Here is a 19,016-nt window from a genome sequence, read left to right as displayed (position 1 = left end):
AGGGAGGAATACAATGAAGATCAACCTGACCAGGCGCGGCTTTCTCGCCGCGTCCGCAAGCACGCTCGCAGTCCCCGCGGTGCTGTCATTCGCAGGCCCTGCCAGCGCCCAGGCCAAGCCGGTGCGCGTCGGCTACATCGCCGACTATTTCGGCACCAGCCTGACGGCAATCGCCAGCGACCAGGGCCTGTGGGCCAAGCATGGCCTCGAGGCCGAGCTCAAGGTGTTCACCAACGGTCCGATCCAGGTCCAGGCACTCGGCGCCGGCAGCCTCGATTTCGGCTATGTCGGGCCCGGCGCATTGTGGCTGCCGGCCTCGGGCAAGGCCAAGATCGTGGCGATGAACGCACTCGGCCTGTCCGACCGCGTCATCGCACAGGCCAGTTTCAAGTCGATGGCCGATCTCAAGGGCAAGAAGGTCGGCGTTCCCGAGGGCACGTCGGGCGACATGCTGCTGCGCCTTGCGCTCGCCAAGGCCGGCATGCAGCTTTCCGACGTCGAAGTGATCAAGATGGACCCGAGCACCGTGGTCTCGGCCTTCGCCTCCAAGCAGATCGACGGCGCCGGCATCTGGTACCCGCTCGTCGGCGTCATCAAGAAGACGGTGCCAGACCTTGTCGAGGTTGCCCAGAGCGCCGACTTCTTCCCGGCCAACTCCTTCCCCTCGGCTTTCGTCGCGCGCAACGAGGTTGCCGCGCAGGATCCGGACACGGTGAAGAAGATGATCGCCGTGCTCAAGGACGCTAACGATTTCCGCGCCGCCGATGTGCCGCGCTCGGTCGAGATCACCGCCAAGTTCCTCGGCGTGCCGGCCGACCCGCTGGTCACCGAGAGCAAGAACGGCAAGTACCTGACCAGCGCCGAACTGATCGCCGCCACCAAGGACGGCAGCGTTGCCGGCTGGCTCAAGGGCCTCAACGAACAGTTTGTCGCCTTCGGCAAGCTGAAGGACCCGCTCGATCCGAAAGACTACTACCTCGGCGATCTCTACGCCGGTTGATCGAGCCAACTTGCCTCGCCGCCCAGGCGGCGAGGCGTTCCTGACAACTCCCATCCAAGCGTGATCCCATGAACGTTCTCTACATCGACATCGACAGCCTGCGCCGCGACCATCTCGGCTGCTACGGCTACCACCGCAACACCTCGCCCGTGATCGATGCGTTGGCCGCCGAAGGGATCCGCTTCGAGAACGTCTACGTCTCCGACGTGCCCTGCCACCCCTCGCGCACCGCCCTGTGGAGCGGCCGGCATGGGCTGCGGACCGGCGTCGTCGGCCATGGCGGCACCGCCTGCGAGCCGTTCCGGGAAGGTGAATCGCGCGCCTGGGCCGGCACCTTCTACGAGGAAGGCTGGATGAAGGCCCTGCGCGACCTCGGCTACCACACCGCGACCATCTCCTCCTTCGGCGAGCGTCATGGCTGCTGGCACTGGTATGCCGGCTTCAACGAGATGTTCAACCCGGGCCAGGGCGGCATGGAGAACGCCGACGACGTCGTGCCGGTGGCGATCGACTGGCTGCGCCGCAACGGCAAGTCGAAGAAGTGGTTCCTGCATGTCAACGTCTGGGACCCGCACACGCCTTACCGCGTGCCGGAAAGCTTCGGCGACCCGTTCAAGAACGATCCGATCCCGTCCTGGATGACGCGGGAGGTTCTGGCCGAGCAGATGAAGGGTTATGGCCCGCACAGCCCGATGGAACCGCGCGGCTATGACGCCGACCCTTCCGGCTACGCCCGCATGCCGGTGCCGATCGACGACCTCGACAAGGCCAAGGCCTGGTTCGACGGCTACGATACCGGCGTCAAATATGCCGACGACCATGTCGGCATGCTGGTCGCCACGCTGAAGGAGCTCGGCCTGTTCGAGGACACCATCATCGTCATTGGCGCCGACCATGGCGAGAACATGGGCGAGCTCAACGTCTGGGCCGACCACCAGACAGCAGACGAATACACCTGCAACGTGCCGCTGGTCATGCGCTGGCCCGGTGCCGTCGACATGCGCGGCATCAATGAAGGCCTGCACTATCACTTCGACTGGGCGGCGACACTGATCGACAAGCTCGGCGGCAAGGTGCCCGACGTCTGGGACGGCAAGTCGTTTGCGCCTGCTCTGGCGGCAGGCCAGGACGGCGGCCGCGAGTTTCTGGTGCTGTCGCAGGGCGCATGGGCGGTCCAGCGCGGCGTGCGCTTCCACAGCGAGAACGCCGACTGGCTGATGCTGCGCACCTATCACGACGGCTACAAGGATCTAGAGCCGGTCGAGCTCTACAATCTGACCTACGATCCACATGAACAGCACGACCTTGCCGTCGAGCGGCCCGACATCGTCGCCCATGCGAGCAAGCTTCTGGAAGACTGGCGCTCAACCACGCTCGCCCGCAGCGAAACCGATGTCGACCCGCTGGTCACCGTCCTGCGGGAGGGCGGCCCCTATCACTGCAAGGGCGAACTGCCGGCCTATCTCGAACGCCTCCGGGCAACCGACCGCGCCCACCATGCCGCCAAGCTTGAGACGCGTCATCCCGCACCGCAGGCTAGAACGGCAACGACACGCTAGAGATGTTCCGATCGTCGCAACTAGTCGCCCTGTTTTCAGGACGGCTAGTCTGCGTCGCGCGGGCAATGCGCGACCACGCCGCCTGCGTGCCCTGCCGGCCATCCCCAGAGCGAGCCACATTTGCCGCCTAGCGACCGCGGGCCATTGCCAAGACTTATGTTCTGCGACGACTATGATTCCTGACGGCATCACCACATGCTGCGCTCCGCGAGCGCACCATGTGGTGATGCCAGGCTGACGTCCCGTCGGCAGGCCAGGAGACTTCAGGTGGTCGACATCAGGAAAAGCCAGGGCTTGGCAGGCCAGATTTCATTGCAACCTGCTGCCAGGACTGCATTGCCGACCTTTGCCGCCACCGCGGCCATGGTCGCCATCCTCTATTTCGCGCGCGACGTGCTGCTGCCACTGGCGATCGCCATACTGCTGACCTTCGCGCTCGCGCCGATCGTCAGCTGGCTTCGCCGGCTCGGCGTGCCCAGGCTGGCTTCGGTCATTGCCTGCGTCATGGCCGCCTTCGGCATGGTCGCCATATTCAGCTTCGTCGTGGCGTCGCAGATCGGCGAAGTTGCCCAGAACCTGCCGACCTATCAGTCCAACATCCTCGAGAAAGTGCGCTCGCTCAAGGAAACCGGCGACGGCACAGGCATCATCGACAGGCTGAGCGGGGTCATCGAGCGTGTCGGACAGGAAATCGACAAGCCCGAAGGCACCTCTGTCGGTCCGAGGCAACCATCGCGGCCGGATCCGCTTCTCGTCGAGATCTTCACGCCCCAGCGGCCGATCGAAACCCTCAAGAACCTGATCCTGCCGCTGATCGGCCCACTCGCCACCGCCGGCCTGGTCATCGTCGTCGTCATCTTCATGCTGCTGGAGCGCGAAGATCTGCGCGACCGCTTCATTCGCCTTGTCGGCTATGGCGACCTGCATCGAACAACCGAAGCGCTTCAGGATGCCGGCCGCAGGGTCGGGCAATACTTGCTGATGCAGCTGGTCGTGAACGTCGCCTATGGCGTCCCTATAGGCATCGGTCTCTGGCTGCTGGGCATACCGAACGCGGTCCTGTGGGGCCTGTTGGCGATCGTGCTGCGCTTCGTGCCCTATATCGGCCCGGCGATCGCGATGATCCTGCCGCTGTTCCTGGCCCTGGCGGTGGCACCAGGCTGGTCGCTCGTGCTGTGGGCGGCAGCGCTGTTCATTGTCATGGAACTGATCATCAACAACGTCATCGAGCCATGGCTCTATGGCTCCAGGACGGGCCTTTCGCCGCTGGCCATCATCGTCGCCGCGATCTTCTGGACCTGGCTGTGGGGCCCGGTCGGTCTGGTGTTGTCCACGCCGCTCACCGTTTGCCTCGTCGTGCTCGGAAAGCACGTTCCACAATTTGCCTTTCTCGAGGTCCTGTTCGGCAACGAACCGGTGCTTGATCCCAAGGAACGCCTCTACCAGCGCCTGCTGGCTGGGGACCCGGAGGAGGCAACCGACCACGCCGAGGAGATGCTTGAGACCGAATACCTCGTCGACTTCTACGGCAACGTGGCCATTCCGGCATTGCTGCTCGGCGAACGCGACCGTGCCCGCGGTGCGCTGACCGACGAGCAGCGCAGCCGGGTTGCGGCAAGTGCCGCGACGCTCGTCGCCAATCTGAACGAGATCGCCAACGAGGAGGCGGAGGAAGGCGACGACCTCGATGCGGAAGACGCCGAGGCCGGCGAAAGCGCTGAAGAGGACGAACTGCCGGACGGATCGGGAAAATCGGTGCTGTGCATAGGCGGCCGCGGCGATCTCGACGACGCCGCCGCCGCCATGCTCGCCCAGGTCCTGACGGTTCAGGGCGCCTCTGCATCGACCGCGTGCCACACCGACGTTGACCCGGCCAACATCCGCAACCTGCCGCTTGGCACGTTCCAGACCGCGGTCGTCGGCTTCCTCAACTCGGACTCGTTGAACCATGGACGCTACGTCGTGCGCCGGCTCAAGCGGGCCGGCAAGGACCTGCGTGTCGGCATCGTGCTCTGGGCCGACGAGACGCCAGGCCGTGATGCCGAAAAGCTCGCCGCAGAGCTGAATGCCGACTTCGTCGCCTACGACATGACCTCAGCCGCGACCGGCGCGCTGTCGGACACGCCGCCGGTCCCCCTGAAGGCCCCCAAGCGCATGGTCCGCCGCCAGCCATCATCACGCAAGAGGCCCGCGGCAAAGGCGAAGGCGCCGGCTGGCTGATGCCAGCCGCCTGCCCGCGACCTCTCGCGGCACGCCCGCTGATCGACATCCAAAGTGCTTTGGGCGTTATCGGATAATATCTCAGGGCGACGTAACGCAGATCGTCGAGCGCGTCAGGAAGCGCTTCTCACGGCCATTGTCGAGCGAGAACATGCCGCCGCGCCCCGGCACAACGTCGATGATCAGGTCGGTGTGCTTCCAGACCTCGAATTGCGAGGCGCTGATGTAGACCGGCGTGTCGCCGATGATGCCCAGCCGCACATCATTGTCGCCAACGATGAAATCCGAGCGCGGGTAGCACATCGGCGACGAGCCGTCGCAACAGCCGCCAGACTGATGGAACAGCACCGGTCCATGCTCGGCAATGATCTCGTCGAGCAGGGCGATGGCCTCGGCCGTGGCGGAGACCTTGTCGAGGGAAGGATGCGAGGACATGGGCAGGGTTCCACGTTGCGGCCAGCTCTCCTCTCCCCGTTCACGGGGAGAGGATGCCGGCAGGCAGGTGAGGGGCAGCGCAGACGTTGCTGGCTCGAACCGCCCCTCATCCGCCCCTTCGGGGCACCTTCTCCCCGCAAGCGGGGAGAAGGAAAAGGCTCAGAAAAACCCGAGCTTCTTCGGGCTGTAGCTGACCAGCATGTTCTTGGTCTGCTGGTAGTGGTCGAGCATCATCTTGTGCGTCTCGCGGCCGATGCCCGACTGCTTGTAGCCACCAAATGCAGCATGCGCGGGGTAGGCGTGGTAGCAATTGGTCCACACACGTCCGGCCTGGATGGCGCGGCCGAAGCGGTAGAGCCGGTTGGCGTCGCGGCTCCAGATGCCGGCACCGAGGCCGTAGAGCGTGTCGTTGGCGATCGACAGCGCGTCGTCATCATCCTTGAAGGTAGTGACCGAGACGACCGGCCCAAAAATCTCCTCCTGGAAGATGCGCATCTTGTTGTGGCCCTTGAACACGGTCGGCTTGACGTAATAGCCGCCGGCAAGGTCGCCCGGCAGGTTTGCGCGCTCGCCGCCGGTCAAAAGCTCGGCGCCTTCCTGGCGGCCGATGTCCATGTAGGACAGGATCTTCTCTAGCTGCTCCGACGACGCCTGCGCGCCGATCATGGTGGCGGGATCGAGCGGATCGCCCTGGACGATCGCCTCGACGCGCTTCAGCGCCCGCTCCATGAACTTGTCGTAGATTTTCTCATGCACCAGAGCGCGGCTCGGGCAGGTGCAGACCTCGCCCTGGTTGAGCGCGAACATGACGAAGCCTTCGATCGCCTTGTCGAAGAAATCGTCGTCCTCCGACGTCACGTCCTGGAAGAAGATGTTGGGCGATTTGCCGCCGAGCTCGAGCGTCACCGGGATCAAGTTCTGCGAAGCGTACTGCATGATCAGCCGGCCGGTCGTCGTCTCGCCTGTGAAGGCGATCTTGGCGATGCGCGGGCTCGATGCCAGCGGCTTGCCGGCCTCGAGGCCAAAGCCGTTGACGATGTTGAGCACGCCTTCGGGCAACAGGTCGCCGATCAGGTCGGCCCACAGCATGATCGTGGCGGGCGTCTGCTCGGCCGGCTTCAGCACCACGCAGTTTCCGGCGGCCAGCGCCGGCGCCAGCTTCCAGCAGGCCATCAGCAGCGGGAAATTCCACGGAATGATCTGGCCGACGACGCCGAGCGGCTCGTGGAAATGATAGGCGACTGTATCGTCGTCGATCTGTGACAGGCTGCCTTCCTGGCCGCGCAGCGCGCCGGCGAAATACCGGAAATGGTCGATGGCAAGCGGCACATCGGCGGCTGTCGTCTCGCGGATCGGCTTGCCGTTGTCCCAGGTCTCGGCCAGCGCCAGCAGGTCGAGATTCTCCTCCATGCGGTCGGCGATGCGATTGAGGATCAGCGCGCGCGTCGCCGGCGCTGTCCTGCCCCAAGCGTCCTTGGCTTTATGGGCAGCATCGAGTGCTGCCTCGATGTCGGCGGCGTCGGAGCGGGCGACTTCGCCCAGCGGCCTGCCGGTCACCGGCGAGATGTTCTCGAAATAGCGGCCGGCTTTTGGCGCCACCCAGGCGCCGCCGATGTAGTTGTCATAACGCTTGGCAAACGGCACCTTGGCTGTGCGCGAGAATTCCACCTTGTTCATGTCTTCCTCCCGAGAAGCAGCGCCGCGTCATGCGGCGCGTCGGGAGGCAGACTTGCCGGGACTTCGACAGATGTCAGCCGGGATGAAGGCGGGGCCGGCCGCGATGTGTCGCAGTTCTGCGACACATCTGCCGAACGCACTGGCAGCCGGCCAGCAGGATGTGCCGGAAGCCTCAGATGTAGGAGGTGATGGCAGGCGGCTCCCACCATTTGTTGTCACGGCCATTGCCGTAATTGACGGGTGCTGCCGCAAGCTCGTCCGGATCGACGTCGTCGAGACAGCCGACCTGGATAGCGACGAAGTCGCCGCCGATTGCCTCGACATGTCCCTGGCTGAACGGCGCGCAGCCGCATGTCGAACAGAACAGGTGATGCCCCTGCATGGTGCCGAAGCCGTAGTCGGTCATGGCATCCTCGCCCGACAGCAGGTGAAACTGCGCGGGTTTCACCAGCGCGTTCCACGACCGCCGCTTGGAGCAGATCGAACAGTTGCAGCGCGCGGTCCCTGCCGCGAGATCGATGTCAGCCTCGAAATGCACCTTGCCGCAATGACAGCTGCCCCGATAAGTCTTGATCACGACGTCCTCCTTGATGAGTTGGTCGCAATCTACCACGCCCCTCCTGCCATCCTCATGTCAGGAAGAATGTCAGCATGTCCTGATATCGTCAGTTGGCGCGGTGCAGGTCGAGCCGGTTCATCTTGCGGTGCAGGGTCGCGCGGCTGATACCAAGCATGCGCGCGGCAAGCGCGACATTACCGTCGGCGCGGGCAAGCGCCCGCTGCAATACGGCCCGCTCAGCCTCGCGCAATTCTCTCTCCGCAACCACGCTGCCGCCCAAAAGGTCCGCTGCCGGCATGGGTTTGGCGAAGCTTTCGGAGGTCAGTCCCAGCGCCAGCCGCGCGCTGCGCGTCGCGCCGATGACGAGATCGTCAGCATCGATGGCAAGCAAGGCGCCAGCGCTGCGTTCGGCCACCGGCGCCAGCATGATGCGGGCATCGGGGAATGCCAGTCGGAAATTGTCGGCCTCGATGCGCCGGGCTGCATCCCCCACCGCCAGCGCGATGAGATTGACGAAGCCCTCGGTGAGGTCGGCGCGGCAGGACGAGACGTCGAGCGCAGCTGCCAGCTTGCCTTCGTGGTCGAAGATCGGCGTGGTCGTGCAGGACAGGGCGGTGTTGCGCGTGAGGAAGTGCTGGCCGCGATGGATTGTCAGCGGCCGCTGCTCGACGAGGCAGGTGCCGATGCCGTTCGTGCCCTCGCTCTCCTCGCTCCACACGGTGCCGGTCCACAACCCCCAGTCATGGAAGGTCTCGTCGTCGGCCAGCGCGCCGCGACGCTCGACCGGCACGCCGTCGCGGTCGGCCAGGAGCACGCAGCAGCCGACGCCACCGACGGCGAGGTAGAGCCGGTCGAGGCTGGCCTGGGCGACCGCGATCAGCGGCTCGATGCGCTGCCGGGCGAACACAAGCTCGGATTCGGTCAAGCGTTTGGGCGGGCTGCGATGAGTCGGATCGAGATGATGATGCGACGACCGCTGCCAGGATGCGACGAGCGCCGAACGCGCAGCCTCGCTCGACTTCAAGGCAGCCTGCACCTTGTCGGCATGCTCGGTGACTGCGGTGCCTCTCATCCTCTCCTCCGACGGCGGTTGCACCATTTCCCGTACCGCATAGTCGTTGCCTGCTTCCCAGATCAGGTCAACTAGCCCTTAGGCGTATGCGGGATGCCGGCCGGCGGAGCAGACGCCCGCCGGCCAGCTTGGTTCGACGTCAGGACTTGTGATGAACTTCCTGCAACCCGTAGACCTCGGTTGCAATCCCTTCCTTGCGCGCCTTGAGCTGCAGCGACAGGTACTGCGAGTAGTGCCTGGACTGGTGCAGGTTGCCGCCATGGAACCACAGCGCCTCCTGCCGGGTCGGCTTCCACATGTTGCGCTGCTCGCCTTCCCACGGACCGGGATCCTTGGTCGTGCTCGAGCCCAGCCCCCAGCATTTGCCGACCTTGTCAGCGACGTCCTGGCTGATCAGGTCGGCGGCCCAACCATTCATCGAGCCATAGCCGGTGGCGTAGACGATGAGGTCGGCTTCCAGCTCGCGCCCGTCTTCGAGCATAATCGAGGTCTCCGTCAGCTTCTCGACGCCGACACCGCTGACCAGCTTGATCCGGCCGTCGGCAACCAGGTCACAGGCGCCGACGTCGATGTAGTAGCCGGAGCCGCGCCGAAGATACTTCATGAACAGGCCGGACTCGTCGTCGCCAAAGTCGAGCATGAAGCCGGCCTTCTCCAGCCGCTCGTAGAAGGCGGCGTCCTTCTCACGGATCTTGTCGTAAATCGGCACCTGGAACTCGTGCATTATGCGGTAGGGCAACGAGGCGAAGATCAGGTCCGCCTTCCGCGTCGTCATGCCGGCGGCGACCGCGCGCTCGGAATAGAGGTCGCCGAGACCGATCTCCATCAGCGAGTCTGACTTGACGATGTGGGTCGAGGATCGCTGCAGCATGGTGACGTCGGCGCCGCCTTCCCAAAGTGCCGCGCAGATGTCGTGCGCTGAGTTGTTGGAGCCCACGACGACAACCTTCTTGCCCCTGTAGGCATCTGGTCCAGGATGCTGGGAAGAGTGCTGCTGCTCGCCCTTGAAGACGTCCTGGCCCTGGAGTTTGGGAACGTTCGCCTTGCCGGACATCCCTGTCGCCAGCACCAGCTGCTTCGGCTTCAGCACGATCTCTTGTCCGTCGCGCTCGACCACGACCGTCCACTCGCGTGTGGCCTCGTCGTAGCTGGCGGACTTGCAGCTGGTCGAGCTCCAGTAGTTGAGCTCCATCACCTTGGTGTACATTTCCAGCCAGTCGCCGATCTTGTCCTTCGGCGCAAAGACCGGCCAGTTTTCCGGGAACGGGATGTAGGGCAGGTGATCGTACCAGACCGGATCGTGCAGGCAGAGCGACTTGTAGCGTTTGCGCCAGCTGTCGCCCGGACGCTCGTTGCGTTCGATGATGATGGTTGGTACGCCGAGCTGCCGGAGCCGCGCGCCGAGCGCAATGCCGCCCTGGCCGCCGCCGATGATAACGACATAAGGCTGTTCGGAGAAGCCGAGTTCGGCCGCTTCCGCCTCGCGCTTTTCCTTCCACGTCCGGCGGTTGGCATCGCTGCCGTGTTCGGCGCCCATCGGACGCAGCAGGCCCTTCGGCTCCTCATGGCCCTTCAATTCGCTCATCGTCGTCAGCAGCGTCCAGATGAGGCCGTTCTTGAGCCTGACATGGCCATAGCCGCGCGCCACCGCCGTCTCGAACTCGAACCATCCATCGGTGATGCCATCATTCTGGCTGGCAAGTTCCTTGTCGTCCTGGCGGAAGCGCCCCGGCTTGATCGCATTAAGCTGGCTCTTCAACATGTCGCGGACCTGGTCGTGTCCCTCCATGGTCTTGAGATTCCAGGTGAACGTCACCAGGTCGCGCCAGTAGCAGTCTGCCTGAAACAGGTTCACCGCCGCTTCGATGTTGCCACCAGCGAGCGCCTTTTCCAGCTTGGCGAGAATGCTGTCGATCTTGGTCTGCGGGCTGTCGTCGAGCATGTGTTTTCCTCCGAATTGCCGATGATTGTTCAATTGGCGAGCGCACGCGGCTTCGCGCGATCCCGGGCGGCCCGGCCGGCGAGACGGATGATCGTCTCCGGCTGTTCCGCAGCGTTCAGCAGGACGTCGCGGCCCTGGCTGTTCGACATGGCTTCCTCCGATCCCAGTCGATCCAAGGACAGCAAGTGCCGTGCCAAGTCGCCGGCATCAGGGAAAGGCTTGGTTTACGGGGAAAAGACGGACGCGCCCTGTTGCAACGCGCCTGCGGCACGCCACAGCTGTTGCAGCGGCAGGCTGCAACAGGTCAGTTGAGCGCGGTCAGGCCGTAGCGCTTGATCTGGCGGTGGATGGTGGAACGGTCGACGCCCATGCGGCGGGCGGTCTCGGAAATGTTCCAGCCGCAGGCCCCGAGTATCGCTTTCAGAGCCACCGGTCCGGCATTGGCGTCATCGAGCCGCACGGCTACCCTTGCAGCCGACGTCAGCGTCTCCGGCAGGTCGCCAGGCTCGATCACGCCGTTTTGGCAAAGTGCTGCCGCAACGGCGATCACATTGTCGAGCTCGCGGATATTGCCCGGCCAGCCATGGGCGCGCAACGCGAGGAGTGCGGCCGGCGAAATCGCGAGCCCCTCGCCATCCGGCCGGTGGCGGGCAACGACGCTATCAAGCAGCCAGTCGAAGTCGCGGCGCTCGCGCAGTGGCGGAATGGACAGCGTCGCGGCGTTCAGGCGGTAGTAGAGATCCTCGCGGAAGCGCCCTTCCCGCACCAGCGAGCTGAGGTCGCGGTGCGAGGCCGAAATGACCCTCAGGTTCACCGGCTTCGGCCGCGAAGCGCCCACTGGCAGCACTTCCCGTTCGGCCAGCACCCGCAGGAAGCGGCTTTGCAGGGCCAGTGGCATGTCGCCGATCTCGTCGAGGAATAATGTGCCGCCATCGGCCTCCTCGATCAGACCCTTGCGCCCCTTTGCGGAGGCCCCGGTGAAAGCGCCTGGCAGATGGCCGAACAACTCGCTTTCGATCAGCTGCTCCGGAATGGCGGCGCAATTGATGGCGACGAATTTGCCCTTGGTGGTCGCGCCGTCATGGATCGCCTTGGCGAGATACTCCTTGCCGGTGCCGGTTTCACCCTGGAGCAGGATCGGCAGCGGCTTGCCGGCGAGCTTCGCCGCCTTGGCCTGGAGCGTCGCCATCTGCGGATCGCCGCCGCTCAGGCCGCGCAGCGAAACAGGGATCTGTTCGCGCGCCAGCACCGGCGCCTGCACCTTGTGGTGCGGCTCGATGGCATGGGCGAACAGCGCGTTGCCGTCGCGGGCAAAGACCAGGCGGTCCTGGGTCGGCCGCCGCCGGGTGAGATCCGGCAGATCATCGATCTCCATGTCGAAGAAGCGCGCGATCGGCTGGCCGATCAGCCCGTCCGGCTGGCGCCAGTCGAGCCCGACCGAACGCGCCAGTATCTTGGCACCGCCATGGGTCATGCCGATGATGCGCCCGGCGCCATCGATGGAAATCGCAGCCTCCGGATCGACGTCGAGAAACTCCGGCGAGCGGGCAAAGCGCAGCACCCATTCGTCCCGGGTCTGGGCCATCAGATTGGCCAGCTCGATCCGTCGCACCGTGGCCGCGACGAGATGCAAAGCGAGATTTTGGCTGGTCTTGCGGATCGGCGAGCTCAGCAGCGAGATGTCGAGCACGGCGGCAAGATCGCCGCGGATGTCGTAGACCGGAGCTGCGGTACAGGACAGCGGCGTATGCGTGTTGTCGAAATGGTCGGTCTGGTGGATGGTCAGGGCCTCTCCCGCCTCCAGACAGGCGCCGACGGCACAGGTTCCGGCACGCGCCTCCGACCATTCCGAACCGAGATACAGGCCGGCCTTGCGCAGATTGTTGCCGAACAGCGGGTCACCAAGAAACTCGACCGTCACACCTTTGCGATCGGACAGCAGCAGAACGTAGTTCTGGCCCACCACCTGCCGGAACAGGTTTTCGAGACCCGAGCGGGCGATGGCGATAAGCTCTTCGGACTGCTGGCGATGCTCGCGCAGTTCCCCATCGGGCAGGATATAGGCTTCACACGCCTGGGTCGGGTCGAGACGATGTTGCTCGATGCAGCGCAGCCAGGACTTGACCACCTGCTCGTCACGCCCGGTCGAAGCACCGAGGCTGACGCTTTCGATCTCGCGAATATGGTCGGAATGCGAAAACATCGGCAATGCGGCACGCCTCCCAACGCACCGCCCTCCCATTTCCTCCTGATGCCACATGACTGCATGGCATGTGGGTAATGTAAAGGACGCAACCGATGCAGCAGGCTGCACACACCTCCAGCCCCGTCAGACAGAAGCTCCGAACTGTGCCCAGAGCAACATCGTCCCCGCCCCGCCGACGAGCACGCCGACCGTGGGAAAGCGCGGCATCCAGAGCAGCAGTGCTGCCGAGGCCGCGGCTATCCCGGCTGCAAGCAGACCGCCACCGGCGAGCTGGAAAATGGAAATGACACCTGCAATGACCAGCCCCACGCCGACGGGGGCAAGGCCTTCGCGCATCGCCTTGTGCCACCGCTTTGTCTTGTGGGCATTGGACACCTTGATGACGCCGTAGCAGAGCAGCGACGACGGCAGGAACAGGGCCATGGTCGCGGCCAACGCGCCCCACCAGCCGGCGACCTTCCAGCCGATAAGGGTGGCGAGCATCGTTCCCGGACCGGGCGCGGCGCGCGAGATGGCGAACAGGTCGATGAACTCGCGGCTGGTGATCCAGCTGTGCACCGCGACGGATTCGTGCTGGATACCAGCGATGATCGCCGAGCCGCCGCCGATCGACAGCAGCGAAAACGGCACGAACACCGCAATCAGGGTGACAAGGTCGTCATCGCGCATTGGTCAGCTCCGGCGCCAGGCAAGGGCAACGCTGATTGGTGCTGCCACGACCACCACCGGGATCAGCGGCAGCTTCAGCAAGCCGACGGCGGTTGCCACGACAGCAATGACGGCGAGCCCCGGCGGGAACTTCATCGTCCGCTGTACGCCCTTGAAGCAGATCACCAGCAACAGCCCCAGCGCGGCATAGGCCACGCCGTTCGAGGCAGCCTCCAGCATGGAGACATCAGGCAGCGCGTCGAACACGGCGCTCAGCGCGATCACGGCGAAGAACGGGCCGACGAGGAAGCCGAGCACACAGGCGACGCTGCCGGCCAGGCCGCGCAACTCGTCGCCCATGCAGATGACCAGGTTGACGACATTGGCGCCGGGCAGCATCTGCGAGATCGCCAGCGAACTGGCGAAATCCTCGTCGCTGATCCAGCCATTGCGCAAGACGAACTCCTGGTAGAGCCAGCCTGACAATCCGCCACCGAAGCTCAACAGTCCGATCTTCAGACAGGTCAGGAACAGCGCGCCCAGGTCAGGCGCGGGCTTGGCCGAAAGCAAAGCCGGCGTCTGTTTTGCGGGACCCGGAACCGACGTCATCTCAGGCCGCCAGTGCGCCTGGGTGTACTTCGCTCGCCGCCAGCAGCCGCCTGGTGTAATCGTGCTGCGGGTCGCCATAGACCTGCTCGGTAGGTCCCTGCTCGACGATCTTGCCCTGGTACATAACGATGACCGACGTGGCGAAGTCGCGAACCAGCGCCAGATCGTGGGCGATGAAGATGTAGGACAGCCCCATGTCGCGCCGCAGCTCCTTGAGCAGGTCGATGATCTGCGCCTGGATGGAGACATCCAGTGCCGACACCGCCTCGTCGCAGACGATCAGCTCGGGTTGCAGCGCCAACGAACGGGCGATGGCGATGCGCTGCCGCTGCCCACCGGAGAACTGGTGCGGGTAGCGCTCGGCATGTTCCGGCAGCAGGCCGACCTTCTGCAAAAGCTCGGCGACACGTTGCCCCCATTGCTGCTTCGGCAGCACGCCCGAATGGATTGCCCACGGCTCCGAAACGATCTGCTGGACCGTCATGCGCGGATTGAGCGAGGCGGTAGGATCCTGGAACACGAACTGCATGCGCCGCCTGACCTTGAAGGTCTCGGCGGCCGACAGCCTGAGCAGGTCCTTGCCGTCGAAATCGATCGATCCCGCCGTAGGTGTGTCGAGCCCGAGCAGCATGCGCGCCAGCGTTGACTTGCCTGAGCCGGATTCGCCGACGATGCCGAGCGTTTCGCCCCGCGAGAGCTTGAAGCTGGCGTCGTCGACAGCACGCACCTGCGGTTGCGGCGCGCTTGAGAACAGCTTGGGCCGGCCGAAATAGACCTTGGAGACGTTGCGAACCTCGAGCAGGGGCGTCGGCCCGGCCTCGGCAGCCTTGTTGACGCTGAAGCCGTGGCGGCCCGGCACCGCATCGAGCAGGCGCTGGGTATAGGGGTGGCTCGGTTGCGACAGCACCTTCGCCACCTCGCCGGCCTCGACGATGCGCCCGGCCTGCATCACCACCACCTTGTCCGCCACCTTCTCGACCACGCCGAGATCGTGGGTGATGATGACCATGCCCATGCCGCTCTCTCGCTGCAGCTCCTTCATCAGGTCGAGCACCTGCGCCTGCACCGTGACGTCGAGCGCGCTGGTCGGCTCGTCGGCGATGAGCAGGTCGGGCTGCAGTGCGATCGCCGAGGCGATCATGATGCGCTGGCGCTGGCCGCCGGAAAACTGGTGCGGATAGTCCAGCGCACGACGCTCGGGATCTGATATGCCGACGCGTCCAAGCAGGTCGGTGGCGCGCCGGCGCGCCACTTCGCTGTCGATGCCATGGACAAGCATCGTCTCGGCGATCTGCCAGCCAACCGGATAGACCGGATTGAGGGCCGCAAGCGGGTCCTGGAAGATCATCGAAATGTTCTTGCCGTTGACCAGCCGGCGTTCCTCCGCGGTCGCCTTGAGCAAGTCGCGTCCGCGAAACAGGATCTGCCCGGACGAGATCACCGCCGGCGGCGTGTCGACCAGGTTCATCACCGCAGACGCACTGACGCTCTTTCCCGAACCGCTCTCGCCGAGGATAGCCAGCGTCTCGCCCTGGCCGACCGACCAGCTGACGTCGCTTACGGCATGGACGACACCTTTGCGCGTCGGGAACTGGATGCTGAGGTTCTTGACCTGCAGAAGGCTGGGTTCTGACATTGTCATTCCGCCGAGGTTTGCAGGCGCCAGCGCTCGACAGGATCTGTCGCGACGCGGAGCCAGTTCGAAAACAGGTTGAGCGACATGGTGACGAGCATGATCGCAAGGCCCGGCCAGAACGCCACCCACCAGGCCGAGCCGATGTAGTTGCGACCGTCGGACACCATCAGGCCCCAGGTGATCTCAGGCGGCTGGATGCCGATGCCGAGGAAGCTCAGGCCGGATTCGACGAGCATGACGAAAGCCATTTCCAGCGCCGCGAGGTTGATCACCGTCGGCATCACCATCGGCGCAACGTGCCGAAAGAGGATGCGAGGGGTCGAGGCCCCCATAGCCCGGGCCGACGTGACGAACAGCCGTTCCTTCAGCTCCAGCACTTCGGCGCGAACCGTGCGCAGGAAGATCGGCACGCGCGAAATGGCGAGCACCAGGATGACATTGGCGACACCCGGCTCGAACACGAACAGCACGATGACAGCCAGCAGCAGCGACGGGAAGCTCATGATGGCATCGGCCAGGCGCAGCAGGATCGCGCTGATGGCGCCACCCTTGAAGCCGGCGACGAGGCCGAGCGCGCCGCCGATGACCAGCGAGGTCAGCACCGCCGTCCCGGCGATCAGCATGGTGTTCTGGCTCGCGACGATGATGCGGGCAAGGACGGAGCGCCCGAGCGCGTCGGCGCCGAGGATGTAGAGCCAAGGCCGATCGAGCGAGAACGGTGCAGCGTTGCGCTGCATCAGGTTCATGGCACGTGCCTGGTCGGCGAGCAGCGTCGGGCCGAGCACGACGCAGACCATGACGACGACGAGGAACGCGGCGGAGACCAGCGCCACCTTGTCGCGCGCCAGGCTCGACGCGATGTCGCGGAATGCCGACGGCGCTGCCTGTGCGGGCCTGGCCATCTCAGCTGTGCCGGATGCGTGGATCGACGAGCGCATAGGTGATGTCCACAACGATGTTGATGATGAAGACGGCAAGTGCCGTGACGAGCACTGCGGCCTGGATGACGGCGAAGTCGCGCAACAGCACGGAATCGATCATCAGCTTGCCGATGCCGGGAAACCCGAACACGGTTTCGACGATGACCGCACCATTGACGATGCCGGCGGCCTGGTCGCTGGCGACCGTGATGACAGGCAGCAGCGCGTTGCGCAGCGCATGGACAAAGACGATGGCCCTGGCGCGCACGCCTTTTGCCCGCGCCGTCTTGACGTAGGCGGAGGACAGCGCGGTGATCATCGACGAGCGCACCACCTGCACCAGCACGCCAGTCGGCCTGAGGCACAGCACGGCGATCGGCAGGACCCAGTGCCAGGGCGTGCCGGTTCCTGAAGTCGGCAGCACGCGCAGCCAGACGGCAAACACGATCACGCCGACGATCGCCACCCAGAAGTTCGGGGTGCTGGCGCCGATCAGCGAGATCAGGCTGGCGATGCGGTCGAACAGCCCGCCCGGACGAAAGGCGGCGAGCGAGCCGGTGACGATGGCAACAACAATGACGATCGGCATAGTGATCGCCGCCAGCATCAGCGTGGTCGGGAAGGCCTGCAGCACGACCTCGACGGCCGGTTTCGAATACTGGATCGACTCGCCGAGATCGAACTGCAGCAGGCCGCCCAGGAAACGGAAGAACTGGACGTAGACCGGGTCGTCGAAACCGAAGCGCTGGTTGAACTGGTCGCGCATCTCCTCGGTAGCGTCGAGCGGCAAATAGAGGTCGGCGGGCGAACCCGTCAGCCTGGCCAGGAAGAAGACGAGGACGATCAGCAGCGCCAGCGAGAGCAGGCTTTGCAGCGACCTCTTGTAGATGAAATTGCCCATTCTCCGCCTCCTCCGCCGGACATGGTTGGCACGGAAGGGTGGCGCCGGCGAGCGGCCGGCGCCGTTCCGGTGTTACGAAGGCTGCTTCACCACCAGCTTGGCCAGCTGCAGCTCGACAGCATTGGCAATGGTGGGCGTGAAGTCGAGGCGCTTGCCCACCCGCATGTAGTTGACCATGTGGAACAGCGGCGCGTCAGCGACCAGATCCTCGTAGATGTAGCGGAAGGTCTCCTGGTAGAGCTTGGCGCGCTCCTCGCCCGACGCCATGCCGGCGTCAGTGATCAGCTTGTCCACCTTGGCGTCGTGGATTTCGCTCTGGCGGCCGTCGCTGTGATACTTGAAGAACGCCGTGAACTGGGCGTCGCCGCTGTTGTTGTCATGCATGGTCAGCAGCGCGTTGGCTTGGCGACCGGCGGCGAACGGCTTGTTGGCCGCCTCCAGCCACTGCGTCATTTCGAGATTGTCGAGCTTGATCTTGAAGCCGACGGCTCGGAGCATCTCGGCAGCCGCCTCGACGAACTCGTTGGAGTTGGCGAACATGCCGGGGCGGCCGATCATGCGGATCTCGGTGTCGACTGGAATGCCAGCCGCCTTGGCTTCGGCGAGCAGCGCCTTGGCCTGTTCCGGATCGTAGGGCCACGGCACCAGCTTGGAATTGTGGCCGAGCACACTCGGACCAACCTGCTGCGTGGCAAGTTCGGCCTTGTCGCTGATGATGCTGCCGAGGAACGCCTTGCGGTCGATCGCCAGGTTGAACGCCTTGCGGACGCGGACGTCATTCAACGGGGCAATGTCGGCGGAGAGCCGGAACATCGCGCTGTCGGAGTTCGGGTAGACCTTGTCCGTCTCCGGGTTGGTCGCATCCTGCGGTGCGATCGAGAAGGCGAGGTCTGCTTCGCCTGTTTCCACCATCGCGGCTGCGACCGAGGACTCGCTGCGCCAAACATAGGTGGCGTCGACAATCTTCGGCTTCTCGCCCCAATAACCGTCGAAACGCTTGATCTTGACGTTTTCGCCCTGCGTCCAGCTGACGAAGTCATAGGGGCCGGTGCCGATCGGCTCGGCCGTGTATTCGCCCTTCGGCGTCTTGGTGGACGCGATCGCCAGCTGCGCCAGCAGTGTCGGCAGGATCGGCATCGGCGTCTTCGTCGTGAACTCGACGGTGTTCTCGTCGATCGCCTTGGCGGTGATGTCGACGCCGCCGAAATATTTGGTGCGGGTGATGCAGGTCAGCTTGGGATCGAGCGTGCGCTCGAGCGAGTAGACCACCGACGCCGCATCGAACGGCGTGCCGTCATGGAACTGCACACCCTTGCGCAGGTTGAAGCGCCAGGTCGTCGGCGAGGTCTGCTCCCAGCTTTCGGCAAGGCGCGGAATTGTCGTCTGTTTGGCGTAGTCGAGCTCGACCAGCGTCTCGACGACGTTCTGCTTGATGATGCGGCCGATGACCGAGCGCGGCGTCTCGCAGGGGTCGAGCCGGTCCGGTCCGCCCGGCAGTACGATGGTCACGGCATCGCCCGACTGGGCCATCGCAGCGAGCGGCGACAAGAACAGGGCCGTCGACAGGCCGAGCAGGGATTTCCTGAATGCGTTCATTTCAAACTCCTCCCGAGTTCTAGTTGATTTTGTGAA

General features: G+C 64.6%; 15 protein-coding genes. 3 read left to right on the top strand and 12 right to left on the bottom strand.

Features of this window, described 5'->3' with window-relative positions; translation table 11 throughout:
* Nucleotides 1-25: 25 nt before the first annotated feature.
* The 3 genes from ACSQ3E_RS18455 (at nt 26) to ACSQ3E_RS18445 (ending at nt 4,779) form a co-directional block, all read left to right on the top strand.
* A complete protein-coding gene (locus tag ACSQ3E_RS18455) occupies nt 26-1,000 on the top strand; it encodes an aliphatic sulfonate ABC transporter substrate-binding protein (RefSeq protein WP_436123894.1) in 975 nt (324 codons plus the stop codon).
* Nucleotides 1,001-1,068: 68 nt separating this feature from the next.
* Complete coding sequence (locus tag ACSQ3E_RS18450) at nt 1,069-2,559, top strand: sulfatase family protein (protein WP_436123817.1); 1,491 nt, start codon at nt 1,069-1,071, stop codon at nt 2,557-2,559.
* A 195-nt stretch (nt 2,560-2,754) separates the two neighbouring features.
* On the top strand, nt 2,755-4,779 hold the full coding sequence (locus ACSQ3E_RS18445; protein ID WP_436123816.1) for an AI-2E family transporter: 2,025 nt from the start codon (nt 2,755-2,757) through the stop codon (nt 4,777-4,779).
* Nucleotides 4,780-4,860: 81 nt separating this feature from the next.
* Here ACSQ3E_RS18445 and ACSQ3E_RS18440 read toward each other — a convergent pair whose 3' ends face one another.
* The 12 genes from ACSQ3E_RS18440 to ACSQ3E_RS18385 form a co-directional block, all read right to left on the bottom strand.
* Nucleotides 4,861-5,214: a DUF779 domain-containing protein gene (locus ACSQ3E_RS18440; protein ID WP_436123815.1), complete on the bottom strand. Its 354-nt coding sequence runs from the start codon at nt 5,212-5,214 to the stop codon at nt 4,861-4,863.
* 159 nt (nt 5,215-5,373) lie between these two features.
* Nucleotides 5,374-6,891 (bottom strand): aldehyde dehydrogenase, encoded by a 1,518-nt coding sequence (gene adh, locus ACSQ3E_RS18435; protein WP_436123814.1) that lies wholly within the window; start codon nt 6,889-6,891, stop codon nt 5,374-5,376.
* A 172-nt stretch (nt 6,892-7,063) separates the two neighbouring features.
* Nucleotides 7,064-7,468 carry a GFA family protein gene (locus ACSQ3E_RS18430; RefSeq protein WP_436123813.1) on the bottom strand — a complete coding sequence of 135 codons (405 nt, stop codon included), beginning with the start codon at nt 7,466-7,468 and terminating at the stop codon, nt 7,064-7,066.
* Nucleotides 7,469-7,556: 88 nt separating this feature from the next.
* Nucleotides 7,557-8,522: a helix-turn-helix domain-containing protein gene (locus tag ACSQ3E_RS18425; protein ID WP_436123812.1), complete on the bottom strand. Its 966-nt coding sequence runs from the start codon at nt 8,520-8,522 to the stop codon at nt 7,557-7,559.
* A 139-nt stretch (nt 8,523-8,661) separates the two neighbouring features.
* Nucleotides 8,662-10,464: an NAD(P)/FAD-dependent oxidoreductase gene (locus ACSQ3E_RS18420; protein ID WP_436123811.1), complete on the bottom strand. Its 1,803-nt coding sequence runs from the start codon at nt 10,462-10,464 to the stop codon at nt 8,662-8,664.
* A 304-nt stretch (nt 10,465-10,768) separates the two neighbouring features.
* On the bottom strand, nt 10,769-12,667 hold the full coding sequence (locus ACSQ3E_RS18415) for a sigma-54-dependent Fis family transcriptional regulator (RefSeq protein WP_436123810.1): 1,899 nt from the start codon (nt 12,665-12,667) through the stop codon (nt 10,769-10,771).
* A 126-nt stretch (nt 12,668-12,793) separates the two neighbouring features.
* Nucleotides 12,794-13,339, bottom strand: coding sequence for a chromate transporter (locus ACSQ3E_RS18410; RefSeq protein WP_310326156.1), 546 nt, complete (start codon nt 13,337-13,339; stop codon nt 12,794-12,796).
* A gap of 3 nt (nt 13,340-13,342) precedes the next feature.
* On the bottom strand, nt 13,343-13,927 hold the full coding sequence (locus ACSQ3E_RS18405; protein ID WP_310326159.1) for a chromate transporter: 585 nt from the start codon (nt 13,925-13,927) through the stop codon (nt 13,343-13,345).
* Between the two features lies 1 nt (nt 13,928).
* The gene (locus tag ACSQ3E_RS18400) at nt 13,929-15,563 is read right to left on the bottom strand and encodes an ABC transporter ATP-binding protein (protein ID WP_310326161.1); all 1,635 of its coding nucleotides are present in this window, start codon (nt 15,561-15,563) and stop codon (nt 13,929-13,931) included.
* Nucleotides 15,564-15,565: 2 nt separating this feature from the next.
* On the bottom strand, nt 15,566-16,465 hold the full coding sequence (locus tag ACSQ3E_RS18395; RefSeq protein WP_436123809.1) for an ABC transporter permease: 900 nt from the start codon (nt 16,463-16,465) through the stop codon (nt 15,566-15,568).
* A gap of 1 nt (nt 16,466) precedes the next feature.
* A complete protein-coding gene (locus ACSQ3E_RS18390) occupies nt 16,467-17,384 on the bottom strand; it encodes an ABC transporter permease (RefSeq protein WP_310326164.1) in 918 nt (305 codons plus the stop codon).
* A 72-nt stretch (nt 17,385-17,456) separates the two neighbouring features.
* Entirely contained in the window at nt 17,457-18,980 is a 1,524-nt protein-coding gene (locus tag ACSQ3E_RS18385) for an ABC transporter substrate-binding protein (protein WP_436123808.1), read from the bottom strand.
* Between the last annotated feature and the right edge of the window lie 36 nt (nt 18,981-19,016).

It is taken from the genome of Aminobacter sp. LjRoot7 (assembly GCF_964252895.1).
Lineage (GTDB): Bacteria > Pseudomonadota > Alphaproteobacteria > Rhizobiales > Rhizobiaceae > Aminobacter > Aminobacter aminovorans_B.
This window is presented reverse-complemented; position numbering and strand designations above follow the sequence as displayed.